Origin of the sequence: Streptosporangium sp. H16 (assembly GCF_051918855.1) — a bacterium.
Taxonomy (GTDB): Bacteria; Actinomycetota; Actinomycetes; order Streptosporangiales; family Streptosporangiaceae; genus Streptosporangium.
Map to the genome: position 1 here is coordinate 16901 of NZ_JBPXMD010000004.1, position 20424 is coordinate 37324.

The 20424-nt window shown below is 70.8% G+C and carries 18 protein-coding genes; 16 read left to right on the plus strand and 2 right to left on the minus strand.

What is annotated here, in order from left to right; genetic code table 11:
- Positions 1–4 precede the first annotated feature (4 nt).
- From ACTOQ2_RS08195 to ACTOQ2_RS08225, 7 genes are all read left to right on the plus strand, one after another.
- The gene (locus tag ACTOQ2_RS08195; RefSeq protein ID WP_440099098.1) at positions 5–883 is read left to right on the plus strand and encodes a hypothetical protein; all 879 of its coding nucleotides are present in this window, start codon (positions 5–7) and stop codon (positions 881–883) included.
- The gene (murJ, locus tag ACTOQ2_RS08200; RefSeq protein ID WP_440099099.1) at positions 880–2538 is read left to right on the plus strand and encodes a murein biosynthesis integral membrane protein MurJ; all 1659 of its coding nucleotides are present in this window, start codon (positions 880–882) and stop codon (positions 2536–2538) included. The genes ACTOQ2_RS08195 and murJ overlap by 4 nt, the downstream gene beginning before the upstream one ends.
- Positions 2531–3691 (plus strand): glycosyltransferase family 4 protein, encoded by a 1161-nt coding sequence (locus ACTOQ2_RS08205; RefSeq protein WP_440099100.1) that lies wholly within the window; start codon positions 2531–2533, stop codon positions 3689–3691. The genes murJ and ACTOQ2_RS08205 overlap by 8 nt, the downstream gene beginning before the upstream one ends.
- 461 nt (positions 3692–4152) lie before the next feature.
- Positions 4153–5142: a TerC family protein gene (locus ACTOQ2_RS08210; RefSeq protein ID WP_440099101.1), complete on the plus strand. Its 990-nt coding sequence runs from the start codon at positions 4153–4155 to the stop codon at positions 5140–5142.
- A 127-nt stretch (positions 5143–5269) separates the two neighbouring features.
- Entirely contained in the window at positions 5270–5917 is a 648-nt protein-coding gene (locus ACTOQ2_RS08215; RefSeq protein ID WP_440099102.1) for a phosphatidylserine decarboxylase, read from the plus strand.
- On the plus strand, positions 5904–6737 hold the full coding sequence (gene pssA, locus ACTOQ2_RS08220; RefSeq protein WP_440099103.1) for a CDP-diacylglycerol--serine O-phosphatidyltransferase: 834 nt from the start codon (positions 5904–5906) through the stop codon (positions 6735–6737). The genes ACTOQ2_RS08215 and pssA overlap by 14 nt, the downstream gene beginning before the upstream one ends.
- 135 nt (positions 6738–6872) lie before the next feature.
- Entirely contained in the window at positions 6873–7142 is a 270-nt protein-coding gene (locus tag ACTOQ2_RS08225) for a hypothetical protein (RefSeq protein ID WP_440066004.1), read from the plus strand.
- Between the two features lie 85 nt (positions 7143–7227).
- On the opposite strand, the gene ACTOQ2_RS08230 is transcribed toward ACTOQ2_RS08225, so the two are convergent.
- Positions 7228–7869 (minus strand): MBL fold metallo-hydrolase, encoded by a 642-nt coding sequence (locus tag ACTOQ2_RS08230; RefSeq protein ID WP_440099104.1) that lies wholly within the window; start codon positions 7867–7869, stop codon positions 7228–7230.
- 268 nt (positions 7870–8137) lie between these two features.
- Between ACTOQ2_RS08230 and uvrA the strand changes: the two genes are divergently transcribed.
- The 7 genes from uvrA (at position 8138) to whiA (ending at position 17392) form a co-directional block, all read left to right on the plus strand.
- Entirely contained in the window at positions 8138–10978 is a 2841-nt protein-coding gene (gene uvrA / locus ACTOQ2_RS08235) for an excinuclease ABC subunit UvrA (RefSeq protein ID WP_440099105.1), read from the plus strand.
- A gap of 90 nt (positions 10979–11068) precedes the next feature.
- Entirely contained in the window at positions 11069–11494 is a 426-nt protein-coding gene (locus ACTOQ2_RS08240; RefSeq protein WP_440099106.1) for a Rieske (2Fe-2S) protein, read from the plus strand.
- Positions 11495–11724: 230 nt separating this feature from the next.
- Positions 11725–12195, plus strand: coding sequence for a Rieske (2Fe-2S) protein (locus ACTOQ2_RS08245; RefSeq protein WP_440066008.1), 471 nt, complete (start codon positions 11725–11727; stop codon positions 12193–12195).
- A gap of 363 nt (positions 12196–12558) precedes the next feature.
- Positions 12559–14517 carry an excinuclease ABC subunit UvrC gene (gene uvrC / locus ACTOQ2_RS08250; protein WP_440099369.1) on the plus strand — a complete coding sequence of 653 codons (1959 nt, stop codon included), beginning with the start codon at positions 12559–12561 and terminating at the stop codon, positions 14515–14517.
- Complete coding sequence (gene rapZ, locus ACTOQ2_RS08255; RefSeq protein ID WP_440099107.1) at positions 14514–15386, plus strand: RNase adapter RapZ; 873 nt, start codon at positions 14514–14516, stop codon at positions 15384–15386. Before uvrC ends, rapZ begins: the two co-directional genes overlap by 4 nt.
- Before the next feature lie 14 nt (positions 15387–15400).
- On the plus strand, positions 15401–16318 hold the full coding sequence (locus tag ACTOQ2_RS08260) for a gluconeogenesis factor YvcK family protein (protein ID WP_440085041.1): 918 nt from the start codon (positions 15401–15403) through the stop codon (positions 16316–16318).
- Between the two features lie 93 nt (positions 16319–16411).
- Positions 16412–17392 carry a DNA-binding protein WhiA gene (whiA, locus tag ACTOQ2_RS08265; RefSeq protein WP_329079024.1) on the plus strand — a complete coding sequence of 327 codons (981 nt, stop codon included), beginning with the start codon at positions 16412–16414 and terminating at the stop codon, positions 17390–17392.
- 37 nt (positions 17393–17429) lie between these two features.
- Here the strand turns inward: whiA and ACTOQ2_RS08270 are convergent, their stop codons facing one another.
- A complete protein-coding gene (locus tag ACTOQ2_RS08270) occupies positions 17430–17936 on the minus strand; it encodes a hypothetical protein (protein WP_440099108.1) in 507 nt (168 codons plus the stop codon).
- Positions 17937–18151: 215 nt separating this feature from the next.
- Between ACTOQ2_RS08270 and gap the strand changes: the two genes are divergently transcribed.
- The gene (gene gap / locus ACTOQ2_RS08275; RefSeq protein ID WP_362685673.1) at positions 18152–19156 is read left to right on the plus strand and encodes a type I glyceraldehyde-3-phosphate dehydrogenase; all 1005 of its coding nucleotides are present in this window, start codon (positions 18152–18154) and stop codon (positions 19154–19156) included.
- Positions 19156–20343, plus strand: a complete 1188-nt coding sequence (locus ACTOQ2_RS08280; protein ID WP_440099109.1) for a phosphoglycerate kinase — start codon at positions 19156–19158, stop codon at positions 20341–20343. The genes gap and ACTOQ2_RS08280 overlap by 1 nt, the downstream gene beginning before the upstream one ends.
- The last annotated feature ends 81 nt before the right edge of the window (positions 20344–20424 follow it).

The following is a 20424-nucleotide window of genomic DNA, read 5'->3' on the forward strand; positions in this document are numbered from 1 at the left end:
CCCGATGGCTCGTCGCGCTTTTCCCCGCGCCCTCGCGGGCGCCCTCGCCGGTGCGTTCCTCGGCGCGGTCGCCGCGCGTGCCGCGTACGCCGCTTTCACCCGCAGGCCCCCGGTCGGCGACGCGGAGACCTGGGCCCGGACGAACCACCGGGGCGAGCCGATCACCCTGCTGGAGGGCCCGGCGTTCGTGGCCGGTGCCGGGGCCGCCGCGGCCGTGGTCCCCGGGCTGCCCGGCGGGGTCCGGGCGGCGGCGCTGCTGGCGGTGGCGGGCGGCGGTGGCCTCGGAGCCTACGACGACCTGTACGGCGCGACCTCGTCCAAGGGGTTCAAGGGGCATCTGAGCGCCCTGGCCAAGGGCGAGGTCACCAGCGGGGCCGTGAAGATCCTCGGCATCGGCGCGACCGGTCTGGCCGCCGCCGCCGTCACCTCCCGCGACCCCTTCGACGTCATCGTCAACGGCGGGCTGATCGCCGGGAGCGCCAACCTGGCCAACCTCTTCGACCTGCGGCCAGGCCGCGCCGTCAAGGTGGGCCTGCTCGCGGGGGCGCCCCTGCTCGCCGCGGGGCTGCTCAAGGACGGCCCGGTCCCGGCCACCCTGGTCGCGCTCCCCATGGGAGCCGCCGCCGCGCTGCTGCCCGAGGACCTCGGCGAGCGGGCGATGCTCGGCGACGCGGGGGCCAACGCGCTGGGCGCGCTCCTCGGCCTGGCCGCCGCCGTCACCCTGGGCCGGCCCGGACGGCTGGCCGTGCTCGGCACCGTGGTCGCGCTGACCGCGGCCTCGGAGAGGATCAGCTTCACCAAGGTGATCGCGGGCAACTCCCTCCTGCACCGCGTCGACATGCTCGGCCGTCGCCCTGTGGAGCAGGCACCCGCCCCCCGATGAGCACGAGGATCGCGCGGGGGGTCGCGGGAGCGGCACTTCTCATCGGAGTCGTGACCGTCCTGGCCCGGCTCGTCGGGTTCGGCCGCTATCTCGTCCAGTCGCAGAGCGTCGGCAACAGCTGCCTGGGCACCGCCTACAACACCGCCAACTACGTGCCCAACATCGTCTTCGAGCTGGTCGCGGGCGGCGTGCTGGCCGGGATGGTGGTGCCGGTGCTGGCCTCGGCGGCCGCCAGGTCCGATGACGACCCCGAGGCCAGGGCCGAGGTGAGCAGGACCACCTCGGCGCTGCTCACCTGGGCGATGCTCGTCCTGGTGCCGCTGACGCTGCTCATCGTCGCGTTCGCCGGGCCGATCGTCGCGCTGCTCATGGGCGATCCGCACGGATGCGACCCGGCCGGCGTCGTCGAGGCCGGCACCGGCATGCTCGTCGTCTTCGCCCCTCGGATGATCTTCTTCGGGCTGGCCGTGGTGCTGTACGGGGTGCTCCAGGCCCATCGGCGGTTCATGGGCCCGGCCCTGGCGCCGCTGGTCTCCAGCCTGCTCATCGTCGCCTCCAACCTGTTGTTCGAGGCGGTCAACGAGGATGCCGCCGAGAACCTGTCGAAGCTCAGCGGCGCCGGGCAGCTGTCGCTCTCCCTCGGCGCGACCGTCGCCGCCGCCGCGATGGTGCTCACCGTCGTCGGCCCGGTCTCCCGGCTCGGGCTCAGGCTGCGGCCCTCGCTGTCGTTCCCGCCCGGCGTCGCGGCCAAGGCGCGAAGGCTCGCCACCGCGGGTCTCGCCGTGCTGGTCGCGCAGCAGATCGCGCTGATCGTCGTCATCCGCCTGGCCAACGGCCTGGGCGGCGAGGGCGCGATCGCCGCCTACACCTACGCCTGGGCGCTGTACCAGCTGCCGTACGCGGTGCTCGTGATGCCCATCGCCACCAGCTCTTTCCCGGTGCTGTCCACCCGGGCGGCCGAGGGGGACACGCCGGGTTTCGACGCCCTGACCGCCTCCACCACCCGGGCCGTGCTCCTGATGACGGGGCTCGCGGCCGGGGTGATGGCGGCGGTCGCCGTACCGGTGTCGAGGGTGTTCCTTGAGGGCACCCCGGGCGGCGTCCCCGCCGAGATGGCGAGGGCCGTCGCGCTGTTCGCGCCGGGCCTGGTCGGGTACGCGCTCATGCTGCACCTGGCCCGCGTCCTGTACGCCTGCGGGCGGGGCCGGTCGGCGGCCGTCGCCTCGGTGGCCGGCTGGGCCGTCGCGCTGCTGGCCCAGATCGTGCTCGCCCACACCGCGGGGGATCGGCCCGACGTGGTCGGGCAGCTGGCACTGGGCAGCACCGTCGGCATGACCGTCGGCGGGCTGCTCCTGGCCGTCGCGGTGCTCCGTGGCAGGGGGGCGGCCGCGCTGGCGGGGACGCCGCGCACCCTGCTGGCGACCCTGGCCGGCGGCGCCGCGGCCTGGGGGGCGGGCCTGACCCTGGTCGGCGCCTTCGGCGCGGTGTCCACGTGGGCGTCCGTGGCGGTCGGGCTGGCCGCGGGCGCGGTCGGGGTGGCCGCGTTCGCGGCCGTGGCGGTGGTGATCGACAGGAAGGACGCCCGGGCGCTGCTGGCGAGGCTCCGCCGGGGGGCTGTGAGGGATGCGAGGGAGGGGAGCCGTTCCGATGGCTGACCAGGGTAGGCGCGTGGCACTCGTGCTGGGGACGAGCGCGGGAGGGGTCGGCCGACACGTGGCCATGCTGGCCGGCGGGCTGGTGCGCGGCGGCCACCGGGTGGTCGTGGCGGGCCCGCCGAGTACGGAGCGCGCCTTCGGCTTCGCCGCCCTCGGCGCGCGCTTCGCGCCCGTGCCGATCTCCGACCGGCCTCGCCCGCTCGACGACCTGCGGGCGGTCCTGGCGCTCCGGGCGCTGCGCGGGGCGCACGCGGTGCACGCCCACGGGCTGCGGGCCGGGGCCCTGGCGGCGATCGCGCTGGCCGGGACCGGGACCGGCCTGGTGGTGACCCTGCACAACGCCGCCACCGCGGGCGGTGCCGTCGGTGCCGTCTACGGTCTCCTGGAACGGATCGTGGCCCGCCGCGCAGACCGGATCCTGGTCGTCTCCCCCGACCTGGGGGAGCGGATGACCCGCCTGGGGGCCGGGCGGGTCGAGGCAGCCGTCGTTCCGGCGCCCTCGCTGCCCCCGTCGGGGCGCGAGCCCGGCGACGTGCGGCGAGAGCTCGGCACGGGTGATCGGGTGATCTTCCTGACGGTCGCGAGGCTCGCCCAGCAGAAGGGGCTGGATACCCTGCTCGACGTCGCGAGGGCCCTGCGGGAGGCTCGCGGGGACGCGGGCCCCGTCCCGGGCCGGGCATCCGCCGAACCCGCAGGCGGCCGGGGCCCGGGGGAGCGGACGCCCGAGGCGGTGTTCCTGGTGGCGGGGGAGGGGCCGCTGCGGGGGGAACTGCAGGAGCGGATCGACCGGGAGGACCTGCCGGTGCGGCTGCTCGGCGACCGGGCCGACGTGGGGGATCTGCTCGGGGTGGCGAGGGCGCTGGTGGTGCCGAGCCGCTGGGAGGGGCAGCCGCTCACCGTGCAGGAGGCCCTGCGGGCGGGCACGGCGGTCATCGCCACCGCGGTGGGGGGCATCCCGGCGATGGTGGGCGAGGCCGGGCTGCTGGTTCCGTACGGGGACATCGCCGCGATGCGCGACGCGGTCGCGAGGGTGCGCGCCGACGACGGTCTCGCCGGGGAACTGGCCGGGGCCGCGGCCAGGCGGGGCCGTGGGCTGCCGGGCGAGCCGGAGGCGCTCGCGGCGGTGCTCGCGGTCTATGCCGGGCTCTCCTGAGCGTTGGCAAACCGGGCTCCCCTGAGCGGTGGTGACCGGGTTTCCCCGAGCGGTGGTGACCGGGTTTTTCTGAGCGGGCCGTACCGGGCCCTCCCCGGGACTGTGCAGAGATTCGCGGCTTGTGTCGGATGCCTCCCTGACGTCGGAGAAGGAGCGCTCGTGGTCTTCCGGAGGCCTGGAGGGCGTTGAGGGGCCGGTGGTGGGCGGTCCCGGAGCCGGGCGGAACAAGCGGGGGCGTCGCGATGTTGGATTAGGCGCCGCCATGCCGGACACCTATACTGGCGTGGTTAGGGGGGGAGTATCCCTTCGCGACAGTCTCGTCATCACGGTGTTGCCTCGCCCCACGAGGCCCCCGGGGCTGTCGGTCCGCATTGTCGACCCGCTTCACGTCGACCTGTCTTCACGCGGGCGGGAGAGACCTCCGGCAGTCTGTCGTGCGCGCCGCCGGAGGTTTATCAGTTGTGAATGTTCCTGTCTGGGCATGGTTCGCCGTCATCGGCGGGCTCCTGGTCATCCTCGCCTTCGACCTGTGGATCGTCGATCGAGGCGAGCCTCGGGAGTTCTCCCTCAAGCAAGCCGGGTTCTGGGTCGGCTTCTACGTCACCCTCGCCGTGCTCTTCGGCATCGGGCTGTGGATCTTCGCGGGTCCTACCCCCGCGGGCCAGTTCGTCGCCGGCTATCTCACCGAGTACAGCCTGAGCATCGACAACCTCTTCGTTTTCTACATCATCATGACCCGCTTCGCGGTGCCGAAGATGCACCAGCACAAGGTGCTGCTGATCGGCATCCTGATGGCGCTGGTCATGCGCGGCATCTTCATCGCGATCGGCGCCGCGGCCCTGGCCAACTTCGGCTGGCTGTTCTACGTCTTCGGCGTGTTCCTGATCTACACGGCCGTCCAGCTCGTCCGCCAGTTCGGCCAGGAGGAGCACCTCGAGGAGAACGCGGTGCTGCGCTGGGCGCGGCGGGTGCTGCCGCACACCGACGACTACGTGGGCTCCAAGATCACCGTCAAGGTCGACGGCAAGCGACTGGTCACCCCGCTGCTGATCGTCATGATCGCCATCGGCACCACCGACCTGCTGTTCGCGCTCGACTCGATTCCGGCGATCTTCGGCCTGACCACCGACGCCTTCATCGTCTTCACCGCGAACGCGTTCGCCCTGATGGGCCTGCGCCAGCTGTACTTCCTGCTGGGCGGCCTGCTCCAGAAGCTGGTCTACCTCAGCTTCGGTCTTGCGTTCATCCTCGGTTTCATCGGGGTTAAGCTGATCCTCGAGGCTCTGCACTCCAGCGGTGTCTCCTGGGCCCCCGAGGTGCCGATCTGGGTGTCGCTGTCGGTCATCGTCGTCACGATGGTCGTCACCACCGTGGTCAGCCTGATCAAGGCCCGGCGTGACAACCGCGCGGGCAAGGAAAACACCACCCCGGCGAGTGTCGAGCAGGGCTAGCGAATCAGCGTGTGAGGCGCTTTGCTTGTCTCATTGCGCCTTATAAGGGCTGAGAGATGGGTAACATCCTGCCCCAGAGCGGGTAGACATACCGGTCTAATGCCGCAAGACATCACAAAGGTTCCCTGTGTCCCACGATTCAGCAAGCCACACGCCAGGCCCGCTGGGCCTGGCGCGTGGCGTCTCCCCGTGGTTGCTCCCGACCGTGGCCGCCGCCGCCGTAACCTCCCTGCTCAGCCGTCGTGACCGGCGCTGGGCGCTGGCGGCGGTCCCGCTGACCGCGCTTACCGGCGGGATGCTCTGGTTCTTCCGCGATCCAGATCGCACTCCGGGCACCGGGCGGATCCTGTCGCCCGCGGACGGCGTGGTGCAGAGCATCGACCCGTGGCCGGACGGCCGCACCCGGGTCGCGATCTTCATGAGCCCTCTCGACGTGCACGTCAACCGGGCGCCGCTGGCCGGCACGGTCACCTCGGTGGAACACGTGTCCGGGGGCTACCTGCCCGCGTTCAACAAGGACAGCGACACCAACGAGCGGGTCGTCTGGCACCTGGACACCGCACTCGGCGACGTCGAGCTGGTCCAGATCGCCGGCGCGGTCGCGCGCCGCATCGTGCCCTACGTGGCCGCGGGGGCGAAGGTCGCCAGGGCCGAGCGGATCGGCCTGATCAGGCTCGGCTCGCGGGTCGACGTCTACCTTCCCGAGGGGATCGCCCCGGCCGTCTCCGTGGGCCAGAAGACGGTCGCGGGGGTGACAGGTCTTGACCACGGCTGACGCGAGCTGGCCGATGGACGAGACGGACGACGAGCCACGAGGACCCGTGGGCAAGGCGTTCCGCCTGTCGGCCGCGGACTCCCTGTCCCTCGGCAACGCCCTCTGCGGCTTCCTCGCGGTCTGCGTGCTGGCCTGGTCGGCCATCAGCGCGCTGCAGCAGGACAAGCCCTTCGCGGCCGATCCTCGCTTCTTCGGCACCGCGGTGGTGCTCCTGCTGATCGGCGCCACCTGTGACCTGTTCGACGGCCTGGTGGCCCGCAAGTTCCGCGCCTCGGCCATGGGCGCCGAGCTGGACAACCTCGCCGATGTGATCAGCTTCGGCTTCGCGCCCGCCTTCATGGTGGTCATCTGGGCGGGGTTCAACCAGCAGATCCCCTTTCTGCTGGTGATGGCCGCGGCGTCGTCGGTGCTGCTGGCCGGGGTCGTCCGGCTCGCGCGCTTCGCCTGCGTGAAGACCAAGAGCGGCGACTTCATGGGGCTGCCCATCCCGATGGGTGCGATGACCGTGGTCTCGGTCGTGCTGCTGTTCCCCCCGTCGATCTGGACGATCCTGCCCGTCTTCGGGGTGGCGTACCTCATGGTGAGCCGGATCGAGTACCCCAAGCCCAAGGGCAATCTGGCCGCCGCGGTGCTCGCCTGGATGATGATCAACGTCGCCTGCCTGACCATCTGGGTCGCGGGCCTGGCCGGTGGCGACACGCTGATCAAGGTCGGGGCGGTCATGCAGATGACGATCGTGGCGGCCATCCCGCTGCGGGTCCTGATGTTCAAGCGGGAGAAGCGCAAGGAGCAGCGCAAGGCGTCCGCCGGGGTCGGCTGACCACTCGCGGCGCGCTCACGCCGTCTCACCGCGGGCATGGCGGATGGTCGCCGATACGCCATGCCCGGACCCGTTCTCGTCCCGGAATGCCCCGGCCCGCTTCCCATGTCCGGCGTGGCTGCGTTCAATTGCCTCATGGGAGCTGAGCCGCACGAGCACACCCGTACCTACTTCCTCGGCATGCTCGCCCGCGAGCTGGAGCTGAGAGGCATGAGCGTGACGCTCAAGCGGAGCCCGCCGTCGCTGCGTGTCAGTGATCCCGAGGCGGCGATGTTCAACGAGACCCTCGACTGCGTCCCGCTGGCCGAGGGCTGGTTCTACCGCTGGTCCTGGGGTGACCTGGTGGAGCGGGTGGAGGATCCGGCCAAGGCCGCGGATCGGATCCTCCGGGTCTTCGGCGGCTGACGCCCGCCCTTCCCGCCGCGCTCGGGCCCCCGGCCGGCGGGGAGTCCGGCCGTACGGGCCCGGACTCCCCGCCGGCCGGGGGGTGTCACCAGCCGCGCTCGCGCCACTCGGGCAGCGAGGGGCGCTCGGCGCCGAGCGTGGTGTCCTTGCCGTGGCCCGGGTAGACCCAGGTGTCGTCCGGCAGCCGGTCGAAGATCCGCTCCGACACGTCGGCGAAGAGCTGGGCGAACCGTTCGGGATCCTTGTTGGTGTTGCCGACGCCGCCGGGGAAGAGCGAGTCGCCGGTGAACAGGTGGCCCGGGTAGTGCAGGGCGATCGAGCCGGGGGTGTGCCCGCGCAGGTGGATCACCTCCAAGCTGACCACGCCGACGGTGATCCCGTCGCCGTTCTCCACCTCCAGGTCCACCGGCACCGGCAGCGCACCCGCGTCGAGCGGGTGGGCGATCACCGAGGCGCCGGTCGCCCTGGCGACCTCCTCCAGGGCCTGCCAGTGGTCGCCGTGCTGGTGGGTGGTGACGATCTTGCTGATCGGCCGGTCGCCGATGAGTTCGAGCAGCCGGTCGGGCTCGGCGGCCGCGTCGATGAGCGCGCCGTCGCCGGTCTGGGTGCAACGGACCAGGTAGGCGTTGTTGTCGAACGGGCCGACGGCCAGCTTGGCGATCGTCAGGGCGGGCAGCTCGCGCAGGTCGGCGGGGCCGCCGACCTGAACATCACCGGTGTACGTCACGGATTCTCCTCGCACGGGGTCGCGGGAGGGCAGGGCGGTGCGCGCCCTGCCCCCGTCACCCTCATCATTCCGCCCGGCGGGCAGGTTGGGGCATAAGGGGGGTGTTCACATCGTTGAAACCGTGGGCCACCTGCCAGGTCTGGGTGAAGGCCGTAGTCTGGAGAGGGCGGGAAAACGACTCCGGACGCCGGTCCGGAAAATTGTCGGCCCCTCTCGCTAGTCTTCCCGCGACCGCTTCCAACCCTCTATCAACGACGTCGGGACTGCTGTGGCTGACCGCCTCATCGTGCGTGGTGCACGTGAACACAACCTCAAGGACGTCTCGCTGGAGCTGCCGCGAGACTCTCTGATCGTCTTCACCGGACTGTCCGGCTCGGGCAAGTCCAGCCTGGCCTTCGACACGATCTTCGCCGAAGGCCAGCGGCGCTATGTCGAATCGCTGTCGGCGTACGCGCGGCAGTTCCTCGGGCAGATGGACAAGCCCGACGTCGACTTCATCGAGGGGCTCTCGCCCGCGGTGTCGATCGACCAGAAGTCGACGAGCCGCAACCCCCGTTCCACCGTCGGCACGATCACCGAGGTGTACGACTACCTGCGCCTGCTCTGGGCGCGGATCGGCAAGCCGCACTGCCCGCAGTGCGGGCGGGCGATCGCCAGGCAGAGCCCCGAGCAGATCGTCGACCGGGTCATGGAGCTGGAGGAGGGCACCCGCTTCCAGGTGCTCGCCCCGGTGGTCCGCGGCCGCAAGGGCGAGTACGCCGAGCTGTTCACCCAGCTCCAGGCGAAGGGCTTCGCCCGCGCCCGCGTCGACGGCACGGTGGTCCGGCTGGACGACCCGCCGACGCTGAAGAAGCAGGAGAAGCACGACATCGAGGTGATCGTCGACCGGCTGGCCGTGAAGGAGGGCGCGAGCAGCCGCCTGACCGGCTCGGTGGAGACCGCCCTGAACCTGTCGGGCGGGACGATCACCCTGGAGTTCGTCGACCTGCCGGAGGACGACCCCAACCGCGAGCGCTTCTACTCCGAGCACCTCTACTGCCCCTACGACGACCTGTCGTTCGAGGAGCTGGAGCCTCGCTCGTTCTCGTTCAACTCGCCCTTCGGCGCCTGCCCGGAGTGCACGGGCCTGGGCGTCCGGATGGAGGTCGACCCCGACCTGGTCGTACCCGACCCGGAGAGGCCGCTGGGCGAGGGCGCGCTCTCCCCGTGGGCCGGCGGCCACACCAGCGACTACTTCGTACGCCTGGTCGAGGCGCTCGGCCTGACCATGGGCTTCGGTCTCGACACCCCGTGGGAGCGGCTCCCCAAGAAGGCGCAGAAGGCCCTGCTGTACGGCCACGACGAGCAGGTCCACGTCCGCTACAGCAACCGCTACGGCCGCCAGCGCTCCTACTACACCACCTTCGAGGGGGTCATCCCCTGGGTGCAGCGCCGCCACGGCGAGTCCGACAGCGACGGCATGCGCGAGAAGTACGAAGGCTACATGCGGGAGATCCCGTGCCCGGCCTGCGAGGGGGCCAGGCTCAAGCCGGTCTCGCTCGCCGTCACGGTCGACGGCCGCTCGATCGCCGACGTCTCGTCGATGTCGATCGGCGACTGCGCGGAGTTCCTGGCGGGGCTGAAGCTTTCCGACCGCGACATGCACATCGCCGAGCGGGTGGTCAAGGAGATCAACGCCCGGATGGGCTTCCTGCTCGACGTGGGTCTCGACTACCTGACCATGGACCGGGCCTCCGGCACCCTCGCCGGTGGCGAGGCGCAGCGCATCCGGCTCGCCACCCAGATCGGCTCGGGCCTGGTCGGGGTGCTGTACGTGCTGGACGAGCCCTCCATCGGCCTGCACCAGCGGGACAACCAGCGGCTGCTGGAGACCCTGATCAGGCTGCGTGACATGGGCAACACGCTCATCGTGGTCGAGCACGACGAGGACACCATCGCCGCCGCCGACTGGGTGGTCGACATCGGCCCCGGGGCGGGTGAGCACGGCGGCCAGGTCGTCGTCTCGGGCACCGTGGCCGACCTGCTGGCCTCGGAGACCTCGATGACCGGCGCCTACCTGTCCGGCCGCAAGACGATCGCGATCCCCGCCACCCGCCGCAAGCGTGACAGGAAGCGGCAGATCACCGTGAAGGGCGCCCGCGAGCACAACCTCAAGGGCGTCGACGTGGAGTTCCCGCTGGGGCTGCTGACCGCGGTCACCGGGGTCTCGGGGTCCGGCAAGTCCACCCTGGTCAACGACATCCTCTACAACGCGCTGGCCAAGGAGCTGAACGGCGCGCGCACCGTCCCCGGCCGCCACGCGCGGGTCAACGGGATGGACCTGGTCGACAAGGTCGTGCACGTCGACCAGTCGGCGATCGGCCGCACGCCCCGGTCCAACCCGGCCACCTACACCGGTGTCTTCGACAAGGTCCGCGACCTGTTCGCGCAGACCACCGAGGCCAAGGTCCGCGGCTACCAGAAGGGCCGGTTCAGCTTCAACGTCAAGGGCGGCCGGTGCGAGGCCTGCTCGGGAGACGGCACCCTCAAGATCGAGATGAACTTCCTGCCGGACGTCTACGTGCCCTGCGAGGTCTGCCACGGGGCGCGCTACAACCGGGAGACCCTGGAGGTCCACTACAAGGGCAAGACGATCTCCGAGGTGCTCGACATGCCGATCGAGGAGGCCCTGGACTTCTTCGACTCCATCCCGGCCATCAAGCGCTACCTGAAGACGCTCAACGACGTCGGCCTGGGCTACGTCAGGCTCGGCCAGCCCGCCACGACCCTGTCCGGCGGCGAGGCCCAGCGCGTCAAGCTCGCCTCCGAGCTGCAGCGCCGCTCCACCGGCCGGACGATCTACGTGCTCGACGAGCCCACCACCGGCCTGCACTTCGAGGACATCCGCAGGCTGCTGGGCGTCCTGGGCAAGCTCGTCGACGGGGGCAACACGGTCATCGTCATCGAGCACAACCTCGACGTGATCAAGACCGCCGACTGGCTGATCGACATGGGCCCCGAGGGCGGCTCCCGGGGCGGCAGCGTGCTCGCCGTCGGCACGCCCGAGGAGGTCGCCCTGGTCGACCAGAGTCACACCGGCCGCTTCCTGCGCAAGATCCTCGGCAGCTGAAGGCCGGATTCCGGACCGGGCCACCCCGTCAATACCCTTGACGCGGAGCCCGGTTCGGAATCCGGGGACGACGTTGCGAGAAGGGCCGAGATGAGCACGCAGGAGGCCTCCGCCATGCCCGCGCGCAGGCAGGTGATCGCCGCCGCGGGGGTCGTGGCGTGCGGGGCGGCGCTGGCCGGGTGCGGCGGCGGGGAGTCCGCCGCCGCCATCGTGCCGCCAGGGATCAAGGGGAGGGTCATCGCGCGGACCACCGACATCCCGGTGGGCGGCGGCAAGGTGATCACCAAGTGGAAGATCGTGATCACCCAGCCGTCCTCGGGGGTGTTCAGGGCGTTCACGGCGAGCTGCCCGCACCGGGGGTGCGCGGTCGGCAGGGTCGGGGACGGCGTGATCCGCTGCCCCTGCCACGGCAGCGAGTTCGCCGCCGACTCCGGCAAGTGCCTCAAGGGCCCGGCGGAGGCGCCGCTGGTCCAGTACGCGCTGAAGGTCGAGGGCGACGGGATCGTCATGGTCTGATAGTTCGCGCCGTCTTCCCCTCGAGGGCGGCGCGGGTCCTGTCGGGAGCGCCGGAGCCGGATTCGCCGGGTCCGAAGCCCGCCCCGAGGGTTTCCAGGGGGATTCTCCGGATGGCCCGGAAAGAGGGCTGAGGCGGTAATTCTTCACAGTCTCCTGACAAGAGGTACGGCATGCTGAACCGTCATCGGGGTTCCAGCCGTACCTGAAGATGATGATCCTGGAGGATATTCATGACTGAGACGACACGTCGTACCGTGATATTGAGCGCCGGTGGGGCCGGGATGGCCGCGGTGCTGACCGCGTGCGCGGGATACGGAGAGCCCGCGGCGGACGGCGGGGACACATCCGCAACCGCCGCCTCGCAGGCGCCGGAGGCGGCCGAGACGAGTGCGGGTGCCGAAGGGAACTCCGGGGCGAACGCCCTGGCCAAGACCGCGGACATCCCCGAGGGTGGCGGCAAGGTCTTCAAGGACGAGAAGATCGTGATCACCCAGCCGACCGCGGGGGAGTTCAAGGCGTTCAGCTCCGTCTGCACCCATCAGGGGTGCGACGTCGACAAGATCGCGGACGGCACCATCGACTGCCCGTGCCACGGCAGCAAGTTCAAGATCACTGACGGTTCCGTGGCGAACGGCCCGGCCGACAAGCCGCTGGAGGAGAAGGCGATCAAGGTGGACGGCGACTCCATCGTCCTCGCCTGAACCCGGCCGCGGGCCCGCCGCCGGAAGGAACGTTCCGGCGGGGGCCGGGTGCCACGCGGCGGCCCCCCGTACGGCCCGGTCACCTCGCGAAGCGACGGGCTTCGCATGAGGGTGTGGCCCGCCCCGGCCGGGGCGGGGCCGCCGGGCCGTGTCCCGGCTGCCGGCCGGGCGGGAAGGCCGCCACGAAGGCCAGGCTGGGAAGGCCGGCGGGGAAAGCCGGAAGGCCGCCACGAAGGCCAGGCTGGGAAGGCTGGCGGGGAAAGCCGGAAGGCCGCCACGAAGGCCGGGGCGGGAAGGCCGGCGGGGAAAGCTGTAAGGAAACCTGTCGGTCCGGGCCGATAGTCTTTCCCTGTGGCGAGATCTGTGGGTGGTCCGGTGAGTTTCCGGCCGAAGCCGGGGTCCATCCCCGAGTCCCCGGGCGTCTACCGATTCAAGGACGCCGAGGGCCGGGTCATCTACGTCGGCAAGGCCAAGAGCCTGCGCCAGCGGCTCAACTCCTACTTCGCCGACTTCGCGGGCCTGCACCCGCGCACCCAGACCATGCTCACGACGGCCGTGGACGTCGACTGGACGGTTGTCGGCACCGAGGTCGAGGCGCTCCAGCTCGAATACTCCTGGATCAAGGAGTACGACCCCCGGTTCAACGTCAAGTACCGCGACGACAAGTCCTACCCCTACCTCGCGGTCACCATGGGGGAGGAGTTCCCCCGGGTCCAGGTGCTGCGCGGCGCCAAGCGCAAAGGCACCCGTTACTTCGGCCCCTACTCCCACGCCTGGGCGATCAGGGAGACCGTCGACCTGCTGCTGCGGGTCTTCCCGATCAGGAGCTGCTCGGGCGGGGTGTTCAAGCGGGCCGCGCAGATCGGCCGCCCCTGCCTGCTGGGCTACATCGACAAGTGCTCAGCCCCCTGCGTGGGCCGGGTCACCGCCGAGGAGCACCGGGAGCTGGCCGACGACTTCTGCGAGTTCATGGCGGGCAACACCGGCCGGTTCATCAAGCGGCTGGAGCGCGAGATGCGCGAGGCCGCCCTCGCGCAGGAGTACGAGCGGGCCGCCAGGCTGCGTGACGACATCCAGGCGCTGCAGCGGGCGATGGAGAAGCAGGCCGTGGTCCTCGGCGACAACACCGACTGCGACGTGATCGCCCTGGCGGAGGATCCGCTGGAGGCCGCCGTCCAGGTGTTCTACGTTCGCAGCGGGCGGATCAGGGGGCAGCGCGGCTGGGTGGTCGACAAGGTCGACGAGGTCGCGCCGGGCGAGCTGGTCGAGCAGTTCCTGCTGCAGATGTACGGCGACGCGGTCGCCGAGGCGCTGCCCAGGGAGGTGCTGGTGCCCGTCCTGCCCCCCGACGCCGAGGCGGTCACCGAGCTGCTCGCCGAGCACCGCGGGGCACGGGTGGAGATCAGGGTCCCCCAGCGCGGCGACAAGAGGTCGCTGATGGAGACCGTCGAGCGCAACGCCCTCGAGTCCCTGAAGCAGCACAAGCTGAGGCGTGCCAGCGACCTGACCGCGCGCAGCAGGGCGCTGCAGGAGGTCGCCGACGCCCTCGACCTCGACCAGGTGCCGCTGCGCATCGAGTGCTACGACGTCTCCCACATCCAGGGCACCAACGTGGTGGCCTCCATGGTGGTGTTCGAGGACGGCCTGGCCCGCAAGAGCGAGTACCGCAGGTTCTCCATACGCTCCACCGAGGGTGACGTCGCCTCCATCCACGAGGTGATCTCCCGCCGGTTCAAGCGCTATCTGGAGGAGCGCTCCGCCACCGGGGAGCTCGACGCGGACACCGGGGCCGATCCCGCGGAAGAGGCCGCGGAAGAGCCGGGGGAGGGGTTGCGGACACCGGGCATCGACCCGGAGACCGGCAAGCCGCGCAAGTTCGCCTACCCGCCCAACCTGGTCGTCGTCGACGGCGGTCCCGCGCAGGCCGCGGCGGCCCGCAGGGCGCTCGACGAGCTGGGCGTGGACGACGTGGCGGTGTGCGGCCTGGCCAAGCGGCTGGAGGAGGTCTGGCTGCCCGGCGAGGACCTGCCGGTGATCCTCGCCCGCTCCAGCGAGGCCCTTTACCTTCTCCAGCGGGTACGCGACGAGGCCCACCGCTTCGCCATCGCCTACCATCGATCCAAACGGTCGAAGAGCGTCAAGGAAAGCGCTCTGGACGAGGTCCCCGGTCTCGGCCCGGCCCGCAGGCAGGCGTTGATCAAGCATTTCGGATCGGTGAAACGGCTGCGGGAGGCGACCGCGGCACAGATCTGCGAGGTTCCCGGGATCGGCCCCTCGACGGCCGAGACGATCGTGTCGGCCTTGAAGGGGCAGAACCCATGAGCGAAAGAGAGCCCGCGTTCGTCCTCGTCACCGGAATGTCGGGGGCGGGGCGGAGCACCGCCGCCAAGGCCCTGGAGGACCTGGGGTGGTTCGTCATCGACAACCTGCCGCCCGGGCTGCTGTTCGCCATGGCCGAGGAGGCGGGGCGGGTCAAGCTGGCCGCCGACAAGGTGGCCGCGGTGGTCGACGTGCGCAGCCTGGCCTTCACCAGTGACCTCAACAGCGCGATCGAGGAGCTGGAGGGGCGCGGCGTCGCCGTGCGCGTGGTGTTCCTGGAGGCCAGTGACGAGGAGCTGGTCCGCAGGTTCGAGAACGTCCGCCGCCCGCATCCGCTGCAGAGCGACGGCCGCCTGGTCGACGGGATCGCCCGCGAGCGCGGCATCCTGCGCGAGGTCCGGGCCAACGCCGACCTGGTGATCGACACCTCCAACCTCAACGTCCACGAGCTCCGCGGGAAGATCGTCGCCTTCTTCGGCGGCGAGGACCGCCCCGGCCTGCGGGTCAACGTCGTCTCCTTCGGCTACAAGTACGGCCTGCCCGTCGACGCGGACCTGGTCGTCGACTGCCGGTTCCTGCCCAATCCCCACTGGGTTCCCGAACTTCGCCCCATGAACGGACTGGACGCTCCCGTACGGGAGTACGTTCTCAACCAAGCGGGTGCGAAGGAACTCCTCGACGCCTACGAGGAGGTGTTCGCCATCATCGCCTCCGGCTACACCCGCGAGGGTAAGAGCTACGCCACGCTCGCCGTCGGCTGCACCGGCGGCAAGCATCGCAGTGTCGCCATGGCCGAGCAGTTCGGCGGCCGGCTGCGCGACAGGGGTGGCATGGAGGTGCAGGTGAGCCATCGGGATGTGGGCCGGGAGTGAACGAAGGTCTCAAGATCGTCGCACTGGGTGGAGGACACGGGCTGTACGCCTCGCTGTCGGCGTTGCGGAGGGTCACCTCCCGGCTGACGGCGGTGGTCACCGTCGCCGACGACGGGGGGTCGAGCGGCCGTCTCCGTCGTGAGCTCGGCGTGCTCCCCCCGGGAGACCTGAGGATGGCCCTGGCCGCCCTGTGCGGTGACGACGAGTGGGGGCGCACCTGGAGCGAGGTCGTCCAGCACCGCTTCCGCAGCGAGGGCGACCTGCACGGCCACGCGATCGGCAACCTGCTGATCGTGGCGCTGTGGGAGCGGCTCGGCGACACGGTCTCCGGGCTCGACTGGCTCGGGCGGCTGCTCGGCGCGCACGGGCGGGTGCTGCCGATGTCCTCGGTGCCGCTCGACATCGCCGCCGAGGTCGAGCTGGACGGCGAGGTGAGCACGGTGCGCGGCCAGGTGGCCTGCGCCCTCACCCCCGGCAGGGTCCGGGCCATCTCGCTGCTCCCCGAGGATCCGCCGGCGTGCCCCGAGGCCGTCCAGGCGGTCCTCGACGCCGACTGGGTGGTGTTCGGTCCCGGGTCCTGGTTCACCAGCGTGCTGCCCCACCTGAAGGTGCCCGAGCTGGCCGAGGCGCTGCACACCACCCGCGCGCGCCGCCTGGTCGCGCTGAACCTCGCCCCGCAGCCGGGGGAGACCGACGGCTTCTCCCCCCAGAAGCACCTGGAGGTGCTGCGCCAGCACGCGCCCTCCCTGGAGATCGACGTCGTCATCGCCGACACCGGGGTGATCGAGGACCGCGACGAGCTGGAGAAGGCCGCGGCCGACCTCGGCGGGCGGCTGGTCCTCGCCTCCGTGGCGGACGAGGACGGCTCCCCGCGACACGATGCACAACGTCTTGCCTCCGTCCTGGACGAGATTTTCCGTGAGAAGCGTTGATCCTGGTCAGCGGTGCTCAGGAGTGCGAGAAACTTCTGTGAGCCCGATTTATCTCGGGCCGCATGGGGTCTGTATGGGGGAGGACGAACGCGCATGGCGATGACAGGTGTGGTCAAGGACGAGCTGAGCAGGCTGCCGGTCCTGAAGCCTTGCTGCCGTAAGGCCGAGGTGTCGACGCTGCTGCGGTTCGCGAGCGGGTTGCATCTGGTGAGCGGCCGGATCGTGATCGAGGCCGAGCTTGACACCAACGTCACCGCCCGGCGGCTGATCAAGGACATCGGTGAGGTCTTCGGGCACAAGGCGGAGGTGCTCGTCCTGGCCCCCGCCGGACTGCGCAAGGGCTCGCGTTACCTCGTGCGGGTCTACCGCGACGGGGAGGCGCTCGCCCGCCAGACCGGTCTGATCGACAACCACGGGCGCCCGGTCCGCGGCCTGCCCCGCCAGGTCGTCGCGGGGGCGACCTGCGACGCGGAGGCGGCCTGGCGGGGGGCGTTCCTGGCGCACGGTTCGCTCACCGAGCCGGGGCGCTCGATGTCGCTGGAGGTCACCTGTCCCGGGCCGGAGGCGGCGCTCGCGCTGGTCGGGTCCGCGCGGCGGTTGAAGATCCACGCCAAGGCCCGCGAGGTGCGAGGCGTCGACCGGGTGGTGGTCCGTGACGGCGACGCCATCGGCGCGCTGCTGACCAGGCTGGGCGCCCACGACAGCGTGCTGGCCTGGGAGGAGCGGCGGATGCGCCGCGAGGTGCGTGCGACGGCCAACCGGCTGGCCAACTTCGACGACGCCAACCTGCGCCGTTCGGCCCGCGCCGCGGTCGCCGCGGGGGCCAGGGTCCAGCGGGCCCTGGAGATCCTCGGGGAGGAGGCCCCCGAGCACCTGGTGATCGCCGGCCGCCTGCGGGTGGAGCACAAGCAGGCCTCTCTGGAGGAGCTCGGTCAGCTCGCGGACCCGCCCCTGACCAAGGACGCCATCGCCGGCCGCATCCGCCGCCTGCTGGCCATGGCCGACAAGCGCGCCCAGGACATCGGCATCCCCAACACCGAGGCCAATCTCACCGTCGACATGCTGGCCCCGTAGGTCCCCTTACGGATCGGGCCGCGGAGGGGCCCGCCGCTCACGGCTGCTTCTTGGGCTCGAAGTAGTTCACCCGGTCGGCCTCGTCCGGCTGCGGGACGGACGAGGCGTCGTGGGCCGCGCGGGCGGCCTTGACGCGCCTGTTCACGAAGCTGAAGCCCGCGTAGGCGGCGACCACCCAGAACAGCAGCGCCATGGGGGCGCTCCTGATCGCGTCGGGGAAGGCGTCGAGGACCCGGACGACAGCGGAGCCGTAGTCCTCGCCGGACAGCCGCACCCAGACGATGACGGCCCCGGCGATCTGGCCGAGCGCGGCGCCGGCGAGGGAGAGGAAGGCGGCCAGCGGCGGCAGTACCGGGCTGGTCGGCCTGACCGCGATCATGGCGAGGCCGACGAGGAGACCGACGCCGACGGCGGCGAATCCGATCTCGTACCCGCTGAAGGCGATGAGCGCGCCGTAGGCCGCGGCACCGGCGACGGTGGCCAGGAGGCCGGCGATAATGCCTGGTAGAAGCCCGTTCGCCAGGTGCGGATCGTTGTCTGTCATGGCAGTTCCTCTTGGGGTTGGAGGTATTTACGGTGACGAGTCGGGCACTTTACTTGAATGGTGCGATACCTGTTCGTGGGTTAACGAATAACGGAGCACCCCCTCAAGTGGTCTAGGCCAATTTGGGTCCGATAAGGTTCGTGGTTGAGGTTTCAGCCCGCCCCAAGTCGCCGATCCGAGAGACCGGCGCACCGACGTACGAGGAGATCGGCACCGTGACCATCCGCGTAGGCGTCAACGGATTTGGCCGCATCGGCCGCAACTTCTGGCGCGCGGTCGCTGCCAGCGGCAAGGACATCGAGATCGTCGCGGTCAACGACCTGACCGACAACGCCACGCTCGCCCACCTGCTGAAGTACGACAGCATCCTCGGCCGCCTGCCGTACGAGGTGAAGAGCACCGCCGACGAGATCATCGTGGACGGCAAGACGATCAAGGCGTTCGCCGAGCGCGACCCCGCCAAGCTGCCCTGGGGCGACCTGGGCGTGGACGTCGTCGTCGAGTCGACCGGCTTCTTCACCGACGCCAACAAGGCCCGCGTGCACGCCGAGAACGGCGCCAAGAAGGTCATCATCTCGGCCCCGGCCAAGAACGAGGACGTCACCGTCGTGATGGGCGTCAACCACGACAAGTACGACCCGGCCAGCCACACGGTCATCTCCAACGCCTCCTGCACCACCAACTGCCTGGCGCCGATGGCCAAGGTCCTCAACGACACCTTCGGTATCGAGAAGGGTCTGATGACCACGATCCACGCCTACACGCAGGACCAGAACCTGCAGGACGCCCCGCACAGCGACCTGCGCCGCGCCCGCGCCGCCGCGATCAACATCGTGCCGACCTCGACCGGCGCCGCCAAGGCCATCGGCCTGGTGCTGCCCGAGCTCAAGGGCAAGCTCGACGGCTTCGCGCTGCGCGTGCCGATCCCCACGGGCTCGGCCACCGACCTCACCGTCGAGGTCGGCCGCGAGACCACCGTCGAGGAGGTCAACGCCGCGCTCAAGGCCGCGGCCGAGGGCGAGCTCAAGGGCTACCTCACCTACAGCGAGGACCCGATCGTCTCCTCCGACATCGTCACCGACCCGTCGTCCTGCATCTTCGACGCGCCCCTCACCAAGGTGATCGGCAACCAGGTCAAGGTCGTCGGCTGGTACGACAACGAGTGGGGTTACTCCAACCGTCTCGTCGACCTCATCGAGCTGGTCGGCGCCGACCTCTGATGAAGGACATCTCCGAGTTCGACGTGGAGGGTCGGCGCGTCCTGGTGCGCGCCGACCTCAACGTCCCCCTGGAGGGGGACGTCATCACCGACGACGGACGCATCCGCGCCTCGGTGCCGACGATCAAGGAGCTCGCGGGCCGGGGTGCCCGCGTGGTCGTCGTCGCGCACCTGGGACGCCCCAAGGGCAAGCCGAACCCGAAATACTCCCTGGCCCCCGTCGTCAAGCGGCTGGGTGAGCTCCTGGGCGCCGACGTCGCCTTCGCGACCGACGTGGTCGGTACCTCCGCCGAGGAGGTCGTGGGGGCACTCCAGGACGGCCAGGTGGCCCTCCTGGAGAACCTGCGCTTCGAAGCGGGCGAGGAGTCCAAGGACGACGCGGAGCGGGCGGAGTTCGCCGCCAGGCTGGCCGCCTTCGCCGACATCTACGTGGGCGACGGCTTCGGCGCGGTGCACCGCAAGCACGCCAGCGTCTACGACGTGCCCGGCCTGCTGCCGCACGCCGCGGGCCGGCTGGTCCTGGCCGAGGTCGAGGTGCTCAGGAAGCTGACCGACGAGACCGAGCGGCCGTACGCCGTGGTGCTCGGCGGTGCCAAGGTCTCCGACAAGCTCGGCGTCATCGGCAACCTGCTCACCAAGGTCGACCGGCTCCTCATCGGCGGCGGCATGGCTTACACCTTCCTGAAGGCCCAGGGCTACGAGGTCGGTAAGTCGCTGCTCCAGGAGGACCAGCTCGACAAGGTGCGCGGCTTCCTCGACGAGGCGGGCAAGCGCGACGTGGAGATCGTCCTCCCGGTCGACGTCCTGGCGGCCGTCGAGTTCGCCGAGGACGCCGAGTACGAGGTGGTCGACGCCACCGCGATCCCGGCCGACCGCGAGGGACTCGACATCGGCCCGCGCACCCGCGAGCTGTTCGCGGGCAAGCTGGCCGACGCCAGGACGGTGTTCTGGAACGGCCCGATGGGCGTCTTCGAGTTCGAGGCCTTCTCCGGCGGAACTCGCGCGGTCGCCGAGGCGTTGATCGCCTCGGAGGCCTTCACCGTCGTCGGCGGTGGAGACTCGGCCGCCGCCGTGCGCAGGCTCGGCCTGGACGAGGACGGGTTCTCGCACATCTCCACCGGTGGCGGGGCCAGCCTTGAATACCTGGAGGGCAAGACCCTCCCCGGACTCGTGGCGCTGGAGCGGTAGAAGTGAACCCACGCGGTGAGCGGAGTGGCCGGTCGACGACCGACGCCGTCCGCGCAGTGAACAAGGAGTGGTGAGCGAACG